This is a genomic window from Sphingomonas sp. BL-S-28 (assembly GCF_055521515.1).
Genome location: NZ_CM145483.1, coordinates 434901 through 450128 on the forward strand (window position 1 = coordinate 434901; position 15228 = coordinate 450128).

Annotated in this window: 9 protein-coding genes; 3 read left to right on the forward strand and 6 right to left on the reverse strand. The window is 62.3% G+C overall.

Annotation, left to right across the window (positions count from 1 at the left end):
- Positions 1 to 16: 16 nt before the first annotated feature.
- The 5 genes from ACZ1JC_RS01925 to ACZ1JC_RS01945 all read right to left on the reverse strand — a co-directional run bounded on the left by ACZ1JC_RS01925 (position 17) and on the right by ACZ1JC_RS01945 (position 8929).
- Positions 17 to 1531, reverse strand: coding sequence for a tryptophan halogenase family protein (locus tag ACZ1JC_RS01925; protein WP_465139592.1), 1515 nt, complete (start codon positions 1529 to 1531; stop codon positions 17 to 19).
- Positions 1528 to 2547 (reverse strand): cupin-like domain-containing protein, encoded by a 1020-nt coding sequence (locus ACZ1JC_RS01930; protein ID WP_465139591.1) that lies wholly within the window; start codon positions 2545 to 2547, stop codon positions 1528 to 1530. The genes ACZ1JC_RS01925 and ACZ1JC_RS01930 overlap by 4 nt, the downstream gene beginning before the upstream one ends.
- A gap of 25 nt (positions 2548 to 2572) precedes the next feature.
- The gene (locus ACZ1JC_RS01935; RefSeq protein ID WP_465139590.1) at positions 2573 to 3289 is read right to left on the reverse strand and encodes a SapC family protein; all 717 of its coding nucleotides are present in this window, start codon (positions 3287 to 3289) and stop codon (positions 2573 to 2575) included.
- A gap of 89 nt (positions 3290 to 3378) precedes the next feature.
- The gene (locus tag ACZ1JC_RS01940) at positions 3379 to 6561 is read right to left on the reverse strand and encodes a TonB-dependent receptor (RefSeq protein ID WP_465139589.1); all 3183 of its coding nucleotides are present in this window, start codon (positions 6559 to 6561) and stop codon (positions 3379 to 3381) included.
- Positions 6562 to 6652: 91 nt separating this feature from the next.
- Positions 6653 to 8929 carry a beta-glucosidase gene (locus tag ACZ1JC_RS01945; protein ID WP_465140311.1) on the reverse strand — a complete coding sequence of 759 codons (2277 nt, stop codon included), beginning with the start codon at positions 8927 to 8929 and terminating at the stop codon, positions 6653 to 6655.
- Positions 8930 to 9235: 306 nt separating this feature from the next.
- Here ACZ1JC_RS01945 and ACZ1JC_RS01950 point away from each other — a divergent pair, with 306 nt between their 5' ends.
- The 3 genes from ACZ1JC_RS01950 to ACZ1JC_RS01960 all read left to right on the forward strand — a co-directional run bounded on the left by ACZ1JC_RS01950 (position 9236) and on the right by ACZ1JC_RS01960 (position 14497).
- Positions 9236 to 10522, forward strand: a complete 1287-nt coding sequence (locus ACZ1JC_RS01950) for an MFS transporter (protein WP_465139588.1) — start codon at positions 9236 to 9238, stop codon at positions 10520 to 10522.
- Positions 10519 to 11586 (forward strand): LacI family DNA-binding transcriptional regulator, encoded by a 1068-nt coding sequence (locus ACZ1JC_RS01955; protein WP_465139587.1) that lies wholly within the window; start codon positions 10519 to 10521, stop codon positions 11584 to 11586. The genes ACZ1JC_RS01950 and ACZ1JC_RS01955 overlap by 4 nt, the downstream gene beginning before the upstream one ends.
- Positions 11587 to 12004: 418 nt before the next feature.
- The gene (locus ACZ1JC_RS01960) at positions 12005 to 14497 is read left to right on the forward strand and encodes a TonB-dependent receptor (protein ID WP_465139586.1); all 2493 of its coding nucleotides are present in this window, start codon (positions 12005 to 12007) and stop codon (positions 14495 to 14497) included.
- 59 nt (positions 14498 to 14556) lie between these two features.
- Here ACZ1JC_RS01960 and ACZ1JC_RS01965 read toward each other — a convergent pair whose 3' ends face one another.
- Positions 14557 to 15192 (reverse strand): TetR/AcrR family transcriptional regulator, encoded by a 636-nt coding sequence (locus tag ACZ1JC_RS01965; protein WP_465139585.1) that lies wholly within the window; start codon positions 15190 to 15192, stop codon positions 14557 to 14559.
- Positions 15193 to 15228: the final 36 nt, after the last annotated feature.

The following is a 15228-nucleotide window of genomic DNA, read 5'->3' on the forward strand; positions in this document are numbered from 1 at the left end:
AGGTGCTCCCTTCAACTCATGCCGTCTCAGCCATTCTTGCACCCACTCTTGCGCCATTTGCGATCTGTGCCAGCCGCTCCGCGTGGGTCGGCATCTGCCCCACGGCAGCCTCAATGCTGCGCTGAAGATCGCCCAGCGCGGCCTGCAACTGCGGCGCGGGAAGCGTGGACGGCAACATGTGATGCCGCTTCGGCCAGACGCCCTGACCGGTGAGGACGGCAACCCAGGAATCGACGCGGAACATCTCGTCCTGCCCCTGATGGGCAATCGCCGCCTCGCGAAACAGGGCGATCCGCTGCGCAAGACTGTCCGGAACGGCGGCGGCGCGGTGGGTGCGCCAGAACTCAGTGTCTTCGCGATGCGTCATGGCATAGTGCAACACGATGAAATCGCGCACGTGTTCCCACTCATGGCGCGACCGGGCATTGAACCATGCCGCCGCGGCGGTGGTGTCCGGCCCGAACGGAAAGCTCTGGATCAGCCAGGTAACCGCAATCATCACCAAATGGATGCTGGTCGATTCAAGCGGTTCGATGAAGCCGCTGGCAAGACCCAGCGAGATGCAGTTGCGGTTCCAGACCTGCTTGCGCATTCCGGTGGTGAAGCGCAGCAAACGTGGGTCGAACAGGGGCGTTCCGTCCAGCGTCTGCAGCAGCCGATCCCGGGCCGCATCGTCGGACAGGAAATCGCTGGCATAGACGATGCCGTTGCCGACCCGGTGCTGCAACGGGATGCGCCAGCGCCAACCTTCGCCATGTGCGATGGCACGCGTGTACGGCGCCGGATCGCCGGCAAACTCCGTCTGTACTGCAAAGGCGCTGTTCGTCGGCAGCCAATGGCTCCAGTCTTCGAAGCCGGTTTTCAGGGTCTGTTCGATCAGCAGGGCGCGAAAACCGGTGCAATCGATGAACAGATCGCCTTCGACCCGCGCGCCGGATTCCAGCACGAGGGCATCGATATCGCCGCTTTCGCCGTGCTGTTCAACGCTTATGATGCGGCCTTCGACCCGGCGAGCACCCGCGCCTTCGGCTAGCTGGCGCAGAAATTGGGCATAGGCCGTTGCGTCCAGGTGATAGGCGTAGCCGGCCGAGAAATCGCCCGCTGCCGGGAACTTTCCGGCGTCCGCCGCCTGCTGCTCCAGCGAATAGTCGCCGTAGTCGCCGCCGAAACCCTGTTTGCGCGCCTCCAGCCAGAAATGCTGGAAATCGGCCACGAATGTGGACTTGCCCACCGAACCGAACGGATGGAAATAACGGTCGCCGACGCGGTCCCAGTTTTCGAACGAGATGCCCAGCTTGAACGTGGCATTGGTGGCACGGACGAATTCCGCCTCATCCACGCCGATGAAATCATGGAAGGTACGGATCGTGGGGATCGTCGATTCCCCAACGCCGACGGTGCCGATATCGTCGGATTCCACCAGCGTCACGTCCACCAGCCCGGCCAGCTGGCGGATGATGGCCGTCGCCGCCAGCCATCCGGCGGTGCCCCCACCGGCAACGACCACGCGTTTGCGTGCGAATGTGTTCATCGATTGATCCTGTTGCCGATCAGCGCCCGCAATCGACGCGCCATTGTGAGGTCCAACGGGGCGAGCGGCCCTTTCGCTTTCGCGGGCAGATGTGCCGCAGCGGCGTCCTGCGGGCCGAAGATGTAATGATCGAAAATGTTGCGCCAGGCAGCCTTTTCGTGCGCCGGCCGGTCACGCAGGCTGAGCAACGCGTGGAGCAGCGTGGTCATCGGGTCGTCCAGGAACGTTGGCGCGGCGTTCCACCAGTAATTGATCAGCACGTTGAAATCGTCCAGCGCCTCTACCCGGTGCCACCACAGCGCCGGGTAGATCAGCACGTCCCCTGGTTCCAGTTCGGCGACCTGTCCGGCTTGCAGAGCCTTGGGGAAGCCGGGATAGCGGGTGAAGTCAGGCCGCGCGGGATCGACCATGCTGACGATCTGCCCGGCCGGAGTTGGCTCGATCGGGCCGGGATAGAGATTGCTTATCTGATCGGGCGGAAACAGCGTGAAGCGCCGTCGGCCGACCGCGCATATGGCCATGTTGTTCGACATGTCCCAATGCGTTTCGGCGATGGTACGATTTCCGATCCATGCACTCGCAAGCGGCGGATGGCGGTCGAAGGTGCCGTCCGCCGGGGAGACTTGATGCGACGTGCGCATTCCCGGAAGAAACGTATCGAGGTCTGTCGAGCCCAAATAAATTGCGGGGGCATCGGCAGAAGCGCGCAGAGCCAGCAGACGATCGAGGAATGCGGACAACATGCCGCGTTCAGTGGTGAAGTTGAGCCCGGCCAACTCGGAATCGTAGTGGAACCGTCCGGCAATGCTGGGATCGCCGATGTAGGCGACCATAGGTAGTCCGGCATCATGCTGACGCAGGATCTGGGCAGCGGATTCCGGCGAGGCTTTGCCCGCACGCACCAACGGCCAATCGGCAGCGGCCTGGCGAAGGATAACCGGTTCTCCCGCTTCGATCAGCGCGGTGAGGTCCAGATTCTCTAGCGTGGCACCCTCGAGAACGCGGGTGCACCGCATGTCGGCAGCTTGACCTATTGGGCGATCAGCTTCCGCCATCGCGAGCCAGCTTGCGATCGACCAGTGCGGAAAGATTGCCGATTGAGGACATCAGCCAGACCGCACAACGAAGGAAATCCCCGTCGTGCAGCTTTGCAAGCTGCGCACCGTCCAAAGCGGCGAAGCGTGATTGCGAAATCGTCCAGCAATCGGGAATAACGAAGCGCCGGCCATCGGCCGCTTCCATCTGCAATGTCGCCGCTTCCAGCAGGCCGGCTTCATCGAAAGCGGCGATCATGGCGGGACCGATCTGGGTTCCCGCATAGATCATGCGCAGCATTGCCGCGACATGATCGAGATAAGGCGCATTGCCGCCGTGATCGAGGAACACGCGGTGGCCTTGATCATGAGAGATCCGGGGATGATCAAGCGCAATGTGAATCATCGGCTCGCCCGGCTCGCCCGCCGTTGGCACCCCGATGGAGAACGGACCGCGCGCCACGAGGGCAGGGATGACGCGCGCATTCCAGTGCGGGCCATCGAGATACAGATTTTCGTCTTGTGCAAAACCGAGCAGTGCGACGGCCCGAAAGGCTCCTGCGGCATCGCGGCGAAATACGATCGGGTATTCGCGTGACAATGCCTCAAATTCAGGGGCAAACACCGTCACCTGATTGACGGCATCACCCAGTTCCGCCCCGTAATCCGCGCGTATCCGCAGGTCGTGATGATCGACGTTATTGAGTAGTACGGGGTCGGTCATGTTCTATCGCCAGCATGCGTATGGGACTGCCATCCCACACGAAGAAAGCCATATCAAGCTGACCTTCTTCGCGTGGGCGGCAGTTATTCTCAGAACTTGTAGCTGGCACCCAGCAAGTAGCGGGCTGAGCCTTCGGATTCGAACCAGGTGTTCATCTTGTCACGGCCGTAGGTCCGCACGCCTTCCTCGAAGAGGTTGATGCCTTCGAAGCTGACGGTGATCTTCGGCGTGATGTCATAGCTCACGCTCAGGTCGACCTGGCTGTAAGGCGCCGTGAAGACCGGATTGTGATAGCTGTCGCGGTTCAGCTGGCTCAGGAACTTGTCGCGCCAGTTCCAGGCGAGACGAGCCGAGATGCCGTACTTTTCGTAGATCAGCGTCACGTTGGCTGTGTCCGAAAGGCCAACCAGCGCGAACTGGTCGACGCTGGGGTCCGCAGCAACGTCGATGCCCACGTCGCCGCGCACCAGCGTGTAGCTGGCGGCCACGCCAAGGCCGGTCTCACCAAGGAAGTACTGGCCAGCCAGTTCCACGCCGTAGATTTCGGCGTCCTTGTTGTTGATCGGCGTGTTGACCGAGAAGTTGAACTGCGGATCGTTGGCATCGGCAACGATGTCGACCGCTGCCAGCGTGCTGTCCACAAAGCCCTGATCCAGCGCGCGGGTCTGCGTATTGTAATGCGCAGCGAACTGGGCGTTGGCCGCATTCACGTCGCCGTTGTTCTGCTGAAGCAGCGCGGTGTAGGTGAACAGGTTCACGTCGGTGATGTCGGCACCGAAGGTCGACTGCAACTGCGTCTTGGCGGTACCCGAACGCGTTCCTGCCGCGCCCGAGGTGGGATCGGCCAGCCCGAACAGCGAACGGTTGACCAGCGTGTTGCCGATGAAGTTGTGGACGCGCTTGTCGAAGAAGCCGATCGAAAGGTAGACATCCTTGTGCGGATACCATTCGAGCGACACGTCGAAGTTGTCCGAATTCAACGGATCGAGGTCGGTGTTGTTGGCGTTGCCAGTCGCGACGCCGCCGATCGCGGTCGGGCGCGGCGGCGAGCCGACAGTGGTCGAGGCGAACAGGTTGCCGTAAGGCGCGCGCGCGATCGACTTGCCGTAGGAGAAGCGACCCTTCAGCGTGGGCGTGAAGTCGATCGAGAAGTCGAACGCCGGCAGCAAGTTGTTGTAGCTACCCCTGTTCTTCACTTCCTGGCGATCGGCGGTGTACAGGATGTTGAAGTCGTTATCCGCCTGCCACACGATCGCCAGCGGAATCGGCTGCAGCGAAACAGCCTTGACCTTCGTGCTTTCGAAGCGGGCACCGGCAACCAGCTGGGCATTCATGTCGCCGATCTGGCCGTTCCAGGTGAACTGGCCGTAGACCGCCCAGATGTCTTCCTGGACGCGGTTGTCGTTATTCGCGTCGATATTGTTGTTGTGCTTGATGCCGTCGTTGGTGATGCCGCTGTAGTAGTTGAACAGCGTGTTGTAGAGCTTCGTCGCGTCCTCTGTGCGCCATGCGACCATCGTGTTGGCGTCGGAGTTCGCGTTGTTGTGGTGGAACTGGCAGGTATTGCAGAACTGGAAGACCTGGCCCGGCGCAACGGCAGCGATTTCAGGCGGAAGCGAGTTGCCCCAGTCACCCAGAACCTGACGCGTGTTGTACTGCGTCTGGCGCGTCTTGGTGGTGCGATAGTTGCCGCCGAAATCGAAATGGCTGTCGCCGCCAAGGTCGAACTTGCCGTCCAGGCGCAGTTCCTTAACGCGCTGGGTCTGTGCGGAGTCGAACTGGCGTTGGATAGCGCCGGACAGGTCGCCTTCGTCCAGCTTGCCGTCGCAGTTGCCCTTGGTGAAGGCCACGCCCGCGGGGGTGGTGCTGCCCACGCAATCGTTGAAGGTGAAGGCCTGCTGCGGGAAACCGCCCTTTGTCCAGGTCAGAGACTGCGACGTCACGACCGGCGTGTTGATCGCGACAGTGGTCGAGGTCTGGCCGTTCGGGTTGTCACCCGTGCTGTCCGCCTTGCCGAAGTGGCCGTCCAGCGTGAACGACAGGCGATCGGTTGCCTGCCAGGCAACATTGGCGCCGATGTCGTAGAGGCGGTTCTTCTGGGCGCGATAGGCCTGTTCGAACGCGGCGTCCTTCACGCCGTTGATCGTTTCATGCAGGAACTGCGTGGTGGCAATTCCGTCCGAAGCGTCGTCGAAGCCGACCTGATCGAAGGGACGGTTGAACCAGTTCGACTGCGTGGAGCGGCGTTCCGATTCCCGCAGCTGTGCGTAGAGGCCGTCTACGGTCAGCGTCAGGGTATCGGTGGGCTTGTACTGCAGAACGGCCTGGCCGTTGATGCGTTCGCGGCTGTTTTCCGAGAAGTGGTAGCGGCTGTCGTTGGGGACGGCCACCAGCACGTTCGGATCGCTGGGCAGGTTGGTGTACTTGGTATTCGCGTTCACGAAGCCATTGGCGGGATTCAGGAAATCCGACAAAGTGCGGATGTTCCAGTCATCGTTCGCCTGGCTGGGAACGCTGAAGTTGCGCTTCTGGTAGCTGCCGAAAAGGGCCACGCCGAAACGTTGATCCGGATCGCTCCAGCTGGCGATGCCCGAAAATTCCGGCGTCACATGGGCGCCGCAGCTGATGCAATCGTCGGCGCTGGTGTCGTAGCTGGCCTTGGCGCCGACCGAACCCTGGAAGCCGCTTTCGTTGTTGTCCAGCGGACGGCGGCTGCGGATGTCGATCGTGGCGCCGATGCCGCCCGAAGGAACTGCCGCGCGCGACGTCTTGTAGACCAGAAGGGTCTGGATGCCTTCCGACGCGAGGTTCGAGAAGTCGAACGAACGGCCGGTGCCCGAAGCGCCGTCACCACCCTGGTCGCCGCCGACTGCGGTAATGTCCGAGGTGGCCAGCTGGCGGCCATTGAGCGTGACAAGGTTGTACTGCGCGCCGAAGCCGCGCACGGTAACGGTCGAACCTTCGCCGTTCACACGGTCGATCGAAACGCCGGGAATGCGCTGCAGCGATTCTGCAAGGTTGGTATTCGGAAACTTGCCGATGTCTTCGGCCGAAATGGCGTCGACGACGCCGTTGGAATTGCGCTTGATTTCAGCGGACCGTTCCAGCGACGCGCGAACGCCGGTGACGACGATTTCGTTCGCATCGACGGCCGCGCTGTCCGGTGCTGCAGCATCCTGCGCGATGGCGACGCCTGGCGCAACCAGACCCGCCAGCATAGCTATTGCTGACGTCGATCGCGCGAACGACGACGCAAGGCGTGAACCCTTCATGATACCCTCTCCCTGTTACTGCCAGTATTCTGCAGTCATCGCGGCATTGACGCCGTCTTGATCTGCTTTGCTAACATTGCCGACATCGTTGTCAATGTGTCTTGTTTTTTGCGCCTTTGTTGCCACCAGTTTCGGCGGCAGTAACGCCAAGTCGGACACCGTCCAAATTAACAATCTTTTCAGCGACTACGTTCTCGGCGTCCGTAGCCAGCGTCAGTTTGTAATTTCCTGTTGAAATGTGCCAACCTTGCGCCGCGCCCTGGGTGTTCCAGCGTGCCAGCAGGCGCGGATCGGCCTTGATCGTGAGCGTTGCACTCTCGCCCGGCTGCAGAACGCGGCGGGCCCAACCCACCAGTCGCGGCGTAGCGACGCCGGGGATCGTGGCGTAGAGCTGCGGCACCACGGTCGTCACCCGCTTGCCGTCGTTGCGGACGGTTACGCTTGCACCTGGTGCCGCACCGCCCGAAAAACTGGCGTTTGAGAAGGCGGCGTGGCCATAGCTGAGGCCGAACCCGAACGGGAACAGCGGCTTTTGTTTGCTGTCTGCATACCAGCGATAGCCAACGTCGGCGCCTTCCTTGTACTCGATGGGGTAGGGGGGCAGCTTCGCTGCGTCACCCAGCGCCGCATTGGCTGCTGCGCCATTGTCGGACGCCCCGGCGGGCATCTGTACCGGCTCCGGACGCGGCAACTGGCTGGGCGAGCGGGGGAAGCTGAGCGGCAGGCGGCCGGATGCGTCGACTTCGCCGAACAGCACGCGGGCAATCGCCTGACCGCCCCGCTGCCCGGGATACCATGCCTCGACCACGGCAGGCACACGATCCAGCCACGGCATCAGCACCGCGCCGCCGGTTTCGAGCACGACGACCGTGCGTGAATTCGCCCCGGCAACCGCGCCGATCAGCGCGTCCTGCCCATCGGGGAGCGAAAGGGACGGCGCATCCTGTGCCTCTGTCTGCCACTGAGTGGCAAAGACGATGGCAATATCCGCCTGCTTGGCCGCTGCGGCGGCTGCCGCCGGATCGCTGCCGTCCACGAAGCGGACAGTGGCGTTCGGCGCCAGCGCGCGGATCGCTTCGAGCGGGGACGAAGCATGATAGGTGACGCGCGCAAATGAGGCTGCCGCGCCGCTGGTTAGCGGAATTTCGATCGGCACACCGCCGACCGACCGCACTTGCGACGATCCGCCGCCGGACAGCACGCCCACGTCGGCATGGCCGCCGATGACTGCGATCGTCTTGGCTTCTCGCGCCAGTGGCAGGATATTGCCGGTGTTCTTGAGCAGGACGATCCCCGCTTCGGCGGCGTGCTGCGCCACCTTGGCATGGGTTTCGTAGTCGATCGGCTGCGCACTTGTCGGCAACGGATGGTCGTAAGCGCCGGTGGCGATCAGCCCCGTGAGGATACGGCCAACCATTTCATCCAGCCGCGCTTTCGATACGCGGCCTTCCGCCACGGCCTTGGCCAACGGCGTGCCGAAGAAGATGCTGGAGTCCAGCTCCTGTCCGGATTCCTGGTCGAGCCCGGCGTTGGCGGCCTTCTCAGTGGAGTGGACCGCGCCCCAGTCCGACATCACGAAGCCGGGATAGTTCCATTCCTTGCGCAGCACATCGGTCAGCAGGAAGCTGTTCTCGCAGGCATAGTCGCCGTTGATCCGGTTGTAAGCGCACATGACCGAGCCTGGCTTGCCATCGGCAATGGCGATCTCGAAAGCCAGCAGGTCGCTTTCGCGCAGCGCCACCGTGTCGATCCGCGCGTCCAGGATAGTGCGGCCGGTTTCCTGGCTGTTGAGCACGAAGTGCTTTACGGTGGAGACGATGTTGTTCGACTGCACGCCGCGGACGGCGGCCCCGGCCATCAGGCCCGAGAGCAGCGGATCTTCGCCGAAATATTCGAAGTTGCGGCCGTTCCAGGCGTCACGGGTCAGGTTGACGCCGCCTGCCAGCAAGACATTGAAAGTCTTGGCACGGGCTTCCGCGCCGATCATCGCCCCGCCGGCATAGGCAATATCGGTGTCGAAACCGGCTGCCGTGGCGAGGGCGGAAGGCAGCGCGGTCGCCACGTCGCCCTTGCGCTGTTCCACCTGGTTGGCAACACCCAGCGAGGCGTCGCTTTCGCGCATGGCCGGAATGCCAAGGCGCGGAATGGCAGCAACATAGCCGGCGGACGGGATCATGTCGGCGGGCGGATTCTTGGTTTGCGGCGGAAACAGGCCGTGAACCATCGCCAGCTTCTCTTCGAGCGTCATGGCCTTGACCAGCGCGTCGGCACGCTCCTGCGCAGGGCGGGACTTATCCTGCCACACGCCAGTCGCGGGCTTTTCTGCCGCAGCCGGGGTCGTGGTGGCGCTGCCGGTGGTTTGGGCCATCACCGATGCCGGGAAAACCACCGCCGGAAAGGCGAGGGCCAGCCCAGCCAGTCGGGTGGACCGGAGCAAGGCATGCAGACGGGCGCGCCGCTGCCGAATATTCGGTTGAGCTTTCATGATCCTCCCCGCCGCATCTTGGTCGGCTTGGGGGCCTGATTGCAAAGTCTGACATCGTTGTCAATCGGACTCTGAAGGCATTGTTGCGACATTGTTGCCCTTTCTTGTCGATAGCGCGGAAAGGATGCGCGCGAATTTGCCGAAAACTGGCTATGAATGGCGCACAAAATAAAATGAGGGGGTGCCACCATGGTCTCACGGTCTGGCGGATATGCCGGTGCAGCGGAAGATACCGCGCCAGCGCCAGTCACGGCGGAACGACTGCGTGCCGCGCGCATGTTCAACCTGTCGATCGGAACCTATTTCATGGGCGGTTTCGTGGTTTCGCTGGTGAGTCTGCTGGTGCCGCGGCTGAAACTTCTCATGGGGCTGGACTATACGCGCGCGGCACTGGTGCAGGCGGCGTTTCATTCCAGCTATCTGCTGTTCGCGCTGCCAATCACCGCCCTGCTGGTGCGAATCGGCTATATGCGGGTGATCGCGGTGGGCTGCGCGGTCATGGCGGCGGGTAGCCTGGGATTCGTCGGTGCGGCGGCGTTGCACGACTATCCGCTGGTGCTGATCGCGCTGCTGGCGCTGGCGGGCGGGATTACCTTCCTGCAGATTGCCGGCAACGTCGTGATTACCCTTGTCGAGAGAACGGACCGGGCGATTGCGCGAATGACCTTGCTGCAGGGGTTCAATTCGATCGGTACGGTGCTGGCCCCGCTGCTGGGCGCATCGTTCCTGCTGAGTAACCGCAGCGCCGGGGGGGATGCCGCCGCGTGGCTGATGGTGGCAGTACCGTTCATCGCCAGTTTCGTGGTGCTGCTGGCCATGGCCTGGTCGTATTTTCGCAATCGCGATCTTCTGCAGGGAACAACCCCGCCGGAACGGGTGTCGTTGTCCGGCCTGCTGGGCGTGCTGTCGACTCCCCGCCTGACGGCCGGCTGCATCGCGATGTTCGGCTATGTCGGGGCGGAAGTGACGATCGGCACTTTGCTGACCAATTACCTCGTGCTTCCCGAAATCATTGGCGCCGATCCGGTCACGGCTGGGCGCCTTGTCAGCCTCTATTGGGGGGGCGCCATGATGGGCCGCTTCGCCGGTTCTCTGGCACTAGGCCGCTGGCCCGCCACGCGAGTTCTTGCCGCGACCGCCCTTGCGGCCACCGTTCTGGTGACGATTGCGACATTCGGCCACGGGATGGCCGGTGCGGCCGCGCTTATCGCCGTCGGCGTCTGCAATTCGGTCATGTACCCCACGCTTTTCGCCCTGGCCCTGCCGGACGAGCAGGCCGCGGTGCCTTATGCATCCATGGCCCTGTGCATGGCTGTTGTCGGCGGTGCCGTGGTCCCCATGGCAACGGCAGCGCTGGCCGATGGCATCGGCCTCTTGCCGTCGCTGGTCGTTCCCGGCATCTGCTATCTCATCATCGCGATGTTCGCTGTGGTTCGAGCGGGTTATCCTGCTGCACTGGCATGGAGAATGGCTTGAAGGCAGTTACGATCAAGGACGTTGCCGCGCGTGCGGGGGTTTCACCCAAGACGGTATCGCGCGTGATCAATGGCGAACAGCATGTGCGCGATGAGATTCGCGAACGTGTAATGCGCGTCGTCGACGAAATGGCCTACAAGCCGAATGCCTTCGCGCGCGGCCTTTCCAGTTCGCGCTCCTTCCTTGTCGGCCTGTTCGTGGACGATCCGGTCTCGGGCTATGCCGCCGACCTTCAGCGCGGCGCGCTGGCGCAATGCCGGGCCTGCAGTCATCACCTTGTCGTTGAAGAGGTGGAGCGTGACCGTCCGGACTGGTTGGCGCAGATAGATGCCACGCTGCGCGAACTTTCGCTGTCCGGCGCCATTCTGGCGGCTCCGGTCTGCGACTGGACGGAATTGCTCGACCTGTTCGACAGTCACGGTATTCCGGTGGTGCGCCTATCCCCAGCAACCGAGCCCGACCGCGCGATGCAAGTGCGGATCGACGACCGGGCCGCCGCGCGCGAAATGGCGGAGCGACTGATTGCGCTAGGCCACCAGGACATCGCCTTCATTCTCGGCCATCCCGGCCACAGCGCCTCGGCCTTGCGCTGGCAGGGCTTTGCCGATGCCTGCGCTGCGGCAGGGATCGAGATTCCCACGCGCCGGGTCCTGCAGGGCGATTTCAGTTTCAAGTCCGGCCTCGCTGCTGCGGAGGCGATTTTTGCCGATGGTCGGCGGCCCACCGCGATTTTTGCGAGCAATGACAAGATGGCGTTCGCAGCGATGGTGGTGGCAATGCGGCACGGCGTTTCCGTGCCTGCCGAACTGTCGATCACCGGGTTCGACGACGACGAAATCTCCCGCATGGCCTGGCCGCCGCTCTCCACGGTCAACCAGCCGAATGCGGAAATGGCTGCCGTGGCGGTTGACCTGTTGGTCGGCGGCGCCCCGCGCGAAAAGCCGGATGGGAACGAGTGCGTGGAATTGAGCTATTCGCTGGTCGAACGCGAAAGCACCGGTCCGGCTAACGGCCACCAGACAAAAAGCGCGCGGACAGTACCGGTTTTCAAACCAGAAACCTGACGTGCGAGGATTGACCCTTCGTTTCTGAAATATGTCTGAAGATTATCTCTCTGGAAGAGGGGTGTCAGTCGTGTTGTCGCGCAGAAGAGATAAATAAGCCCGCCTCATCAAGAAGCGGGCGGCCGCTGCACTTCGCCCCGGCGTTATGTTCATCTCATTCATGAAAATCATAAGTGCGCTTTCTCGACTCTTTAAATAGCGACAACTAGATTATTTGCCGCGACATCAGACTGGATCACGCCGTGGCCTTCCAGCAAATCACCGCGCGCATCATGCGCTGCCAGCCGCTCCGGTTCCGCATGCGGCCGGCCGACGGTGGCTTCTGCGATCAGCCTGCAAGGTCCGCCACACTCACTTACAAACAGGATGACGGTAGAGAATAAAGTTCAAAAACAACGATATAGATGGGGAGAGGGTAATGACGAAATCCGTTTACCGCGCCATGCTTTTGGCGGGAACCGTAGTTGGATTTTCCGCACCGGCACTCGCGCAGGAAAATGTCGACGAAATCGTGGTCACCGCACGTCGCGTCGAGGAGCGACTGCAGGACGTCCCCATCTCGATCACGGTCTATAACCAGGATCAATTGAGCAACCGCAACGTGGTATCGGGCGCCGATCTGGCGACCTACACGCCCTCGCTTTCCTCCAACGCACGCTACGGCGGTGAAACCGCGACTTTCGCGATCCGCGGGTTCACACAGGAAAGTTACACTTCGCCTTCGGTCGGCGTCTATTTCGCCGATGTGGTCGGTCCGCGCGCGCAAGGCGGTACGCCGGGCGGCAACGGCGCCGGCGTCGGCATGTTCTTCGATCTTCAGAACGTGCAGGTGCTGAAGGGCCCGCAAGGCACGCTGTTCGGCCGCAATACCACCGGCGGCGCGGTGCTGCTGGTGCCCCAGCGGCCCAAGGACGACTTCGGCGGCTATGCCGAGGGATCGATCGGCAACTTCGACATGCGACGGTTCCAGGCCGTCGTGAACGTGCCGCTTGCCGAAACGTTCAAGGTTCGCCTGGGCGTCGATCGCCAGGTCCGCGATGGGTATCTGCACAACCGTTCCGGCATCGGTCCCGACGATTTCGGCGATGTGGACTATTGGGCTTTCCGAGGCTCCGTGCTGGCGGAAATCACGCCGGACCTCGAAAACTACACTATCGCCAGCTACACCCGTTCGCGCACCAACGGCACGACCGGCAAGATCGTCGTCGCCAACACGCCGGGCTGCCGCGATGGCGTGCCAGATCGATTTGCGCCACCCACGCCGGGCTCCACCGCCTCTTACCTCGCCCCAATGGTCTGCGCCGGAACTTTGGCGCGGGCAGAGGCGCAGGATTACGGATACTGGGACGTCGAAAGCGGCCACCCCAATCCCTTCCTGAAGATCGACAGCCTCTCACTGATCAACACCACGACCTGGCAGGCCAGCGATACGATCACGCTGAAGAACATCGCCAGCTATCAGGAATTCACGCAGGCGCAGGCGTTCAATGTCGGTGCCGACAACCTGACTTATCAGGGCCTGCCGGTCACCTGGGTGGGCGTTACGCCGGCCAGGAGCCTGAACAATATCGACCAGTGGACCTTTACCGACGAATTTCAGTTGCAGGGCCGAACGTCGGATAACAAGCTGATCTATCAGGGCGGCGTCTACTATGAACGATCGGGGCCGCTCTCGAACTGGCAGGGCACGGTTTCCCAGATCACCACGGTGCTTTCGCCGGCACAGACCGGGCTGCCGATCCCGGTGTTCACTACGTCCTCCTGTTCGGACATCGCGAACTACGTCTGCACCAACCTCAACAGCCTGGGGATCAAGCAAATCCCCTCGATCCTGCAGAACTCGCTAACCCGGTACTGGTATCGCAACATCGGCCTCTACGCGCAGGCGACCTACAAGATCGTCGAAGACCTCTCGCTGACGGGCGGCATCCGCTATACGATGGACAAAGTGCGCGGGGAGGGGGGGACCCGTACGGTCCGCATCACCAACGATACGCCGTCCTTCTTCTGCGCTGCCTATCCCACCCGCCCGGCACCGACGGGGGAGGATTGCCTTACATCGCTAAGCCAGAAGTCCGAAAAGCCAACCTGGCTGGTCAGCCTGGACTACAAGATCATGCCGGACGTCATGGTCTACGCCAAATATGCGCGCGGCTATAGGCAGGGCAACGTCAACGTATCGAACACGGTTCCGGTGGGCTGGGGACCGGAAAAGGTCGACGCCTATGAGATCGGCGCGAAGGCCAGCTTCCACGGCAAAGTATCGGGTTATCTGAACCTTGCCGGATTCTACAACGATTTCAGCGACCAGCAGCTTTCGGCCAACCTCATTCCGGACGGCACGGTGGCGGGGGCATCGCCCTCTCAGGTGATCGTCAACGCCGGCAAGTCGCGCATTCAGGGCATCGAGGCGGAAGGCGCGCTGAACTGGATGGGCTTCAACCTCACGGGCGGCTACACTTGGCTCGATACCAAGTTGAAGTCTTATACGCCGCCCTCGATCCCCGGCTATCTACCGCCGTCGACGGGCGCGGCAGTGGGCGGCGTGTTGCCGCTTTCGCCGAAGCACCGGGTGACGCTGACGGGCACCTATACGCTGCCGCTGGATGACAGCATCGGCAAGGTCTCGTTCTCGGCCACTTATACCTACACCGCGCAGCAGCTTGCTGCCAACGACAGCCCGATCGGCTGGCTGCCGTCGAGCAATCTCTGGAACCTGAACGCAAACTGGAACTCGATCGCCGGCAGCCCGGTCGATCTATCCGGTTTCGTCAGCAACCTGACGAATGAGAAGTATCCCGTCTTCGTCGGCAATGCCTGGAATTCAACGGGTTATGACTCGCTGATCCTCGGTCAACCGCGCATGTACGGTGTGCGCCTGCGCGTGCGTTTCGGCGGCGACGCGCTGTAACGGTCTGGCGAGGGGCGGGCGATAACGTCCGCCCCTCCGCTTTTGCGAGCCGTCGGGCCTCAATCCTCGTTGGCATTGATCCCGTCGAGCACGAATTCCAGCACCGCCTCGTCGATTGCTTCATCCGAAGCCAGCCCCGGCGGGAAAAGCACGTTCTTGAACATGACGTTGGCCAGGACTGCAGCAAAGGAAACGCGTACCATCAGCTTCGGATCGATGCGGGGCGGGCCACCAAGCCGTTTCGCCTGAACCGCAGCACCGCGTTCGAAATAACCGTTCAGGCTATCAATGGCGCGGGCGCTGGCATCGATGTCGGAACCATGGAGGCTGGCGGTCAGCACAGTCAGCAAAAGCTGCGAGTGCTCCTGAAGAAATCGCTGCAACTCCTTGATATAGAGTTGAGCGTTGTCCCGGCGACTACCCGTTGCCGGATCGTCGATGGCGTGGCTTTCGTTGAACTGCGCAAGGTGGGCGTCGAGCGGGCGGAACACCGCCTCCTGAAACAGCGCAGCTTTGGATGAGAACATGCGGAAAAGCTGCGCCTCTGTGCTCTCCGCGCGCCGGGCGATGGCTGCAGTCGTGGCACCGGCATAGCCGCAGCGCTTGAATTCCTCTTCCGCCGCTTCCAGCAGGCGGTTGGCCACTTCTTCCGAAGTCCGCCGCTTCCTGCGCGTCGTTTTGCTCTCTTCGCTCACCACGGCTCCATCATTTGATGCCTACAGCGCCTAGCA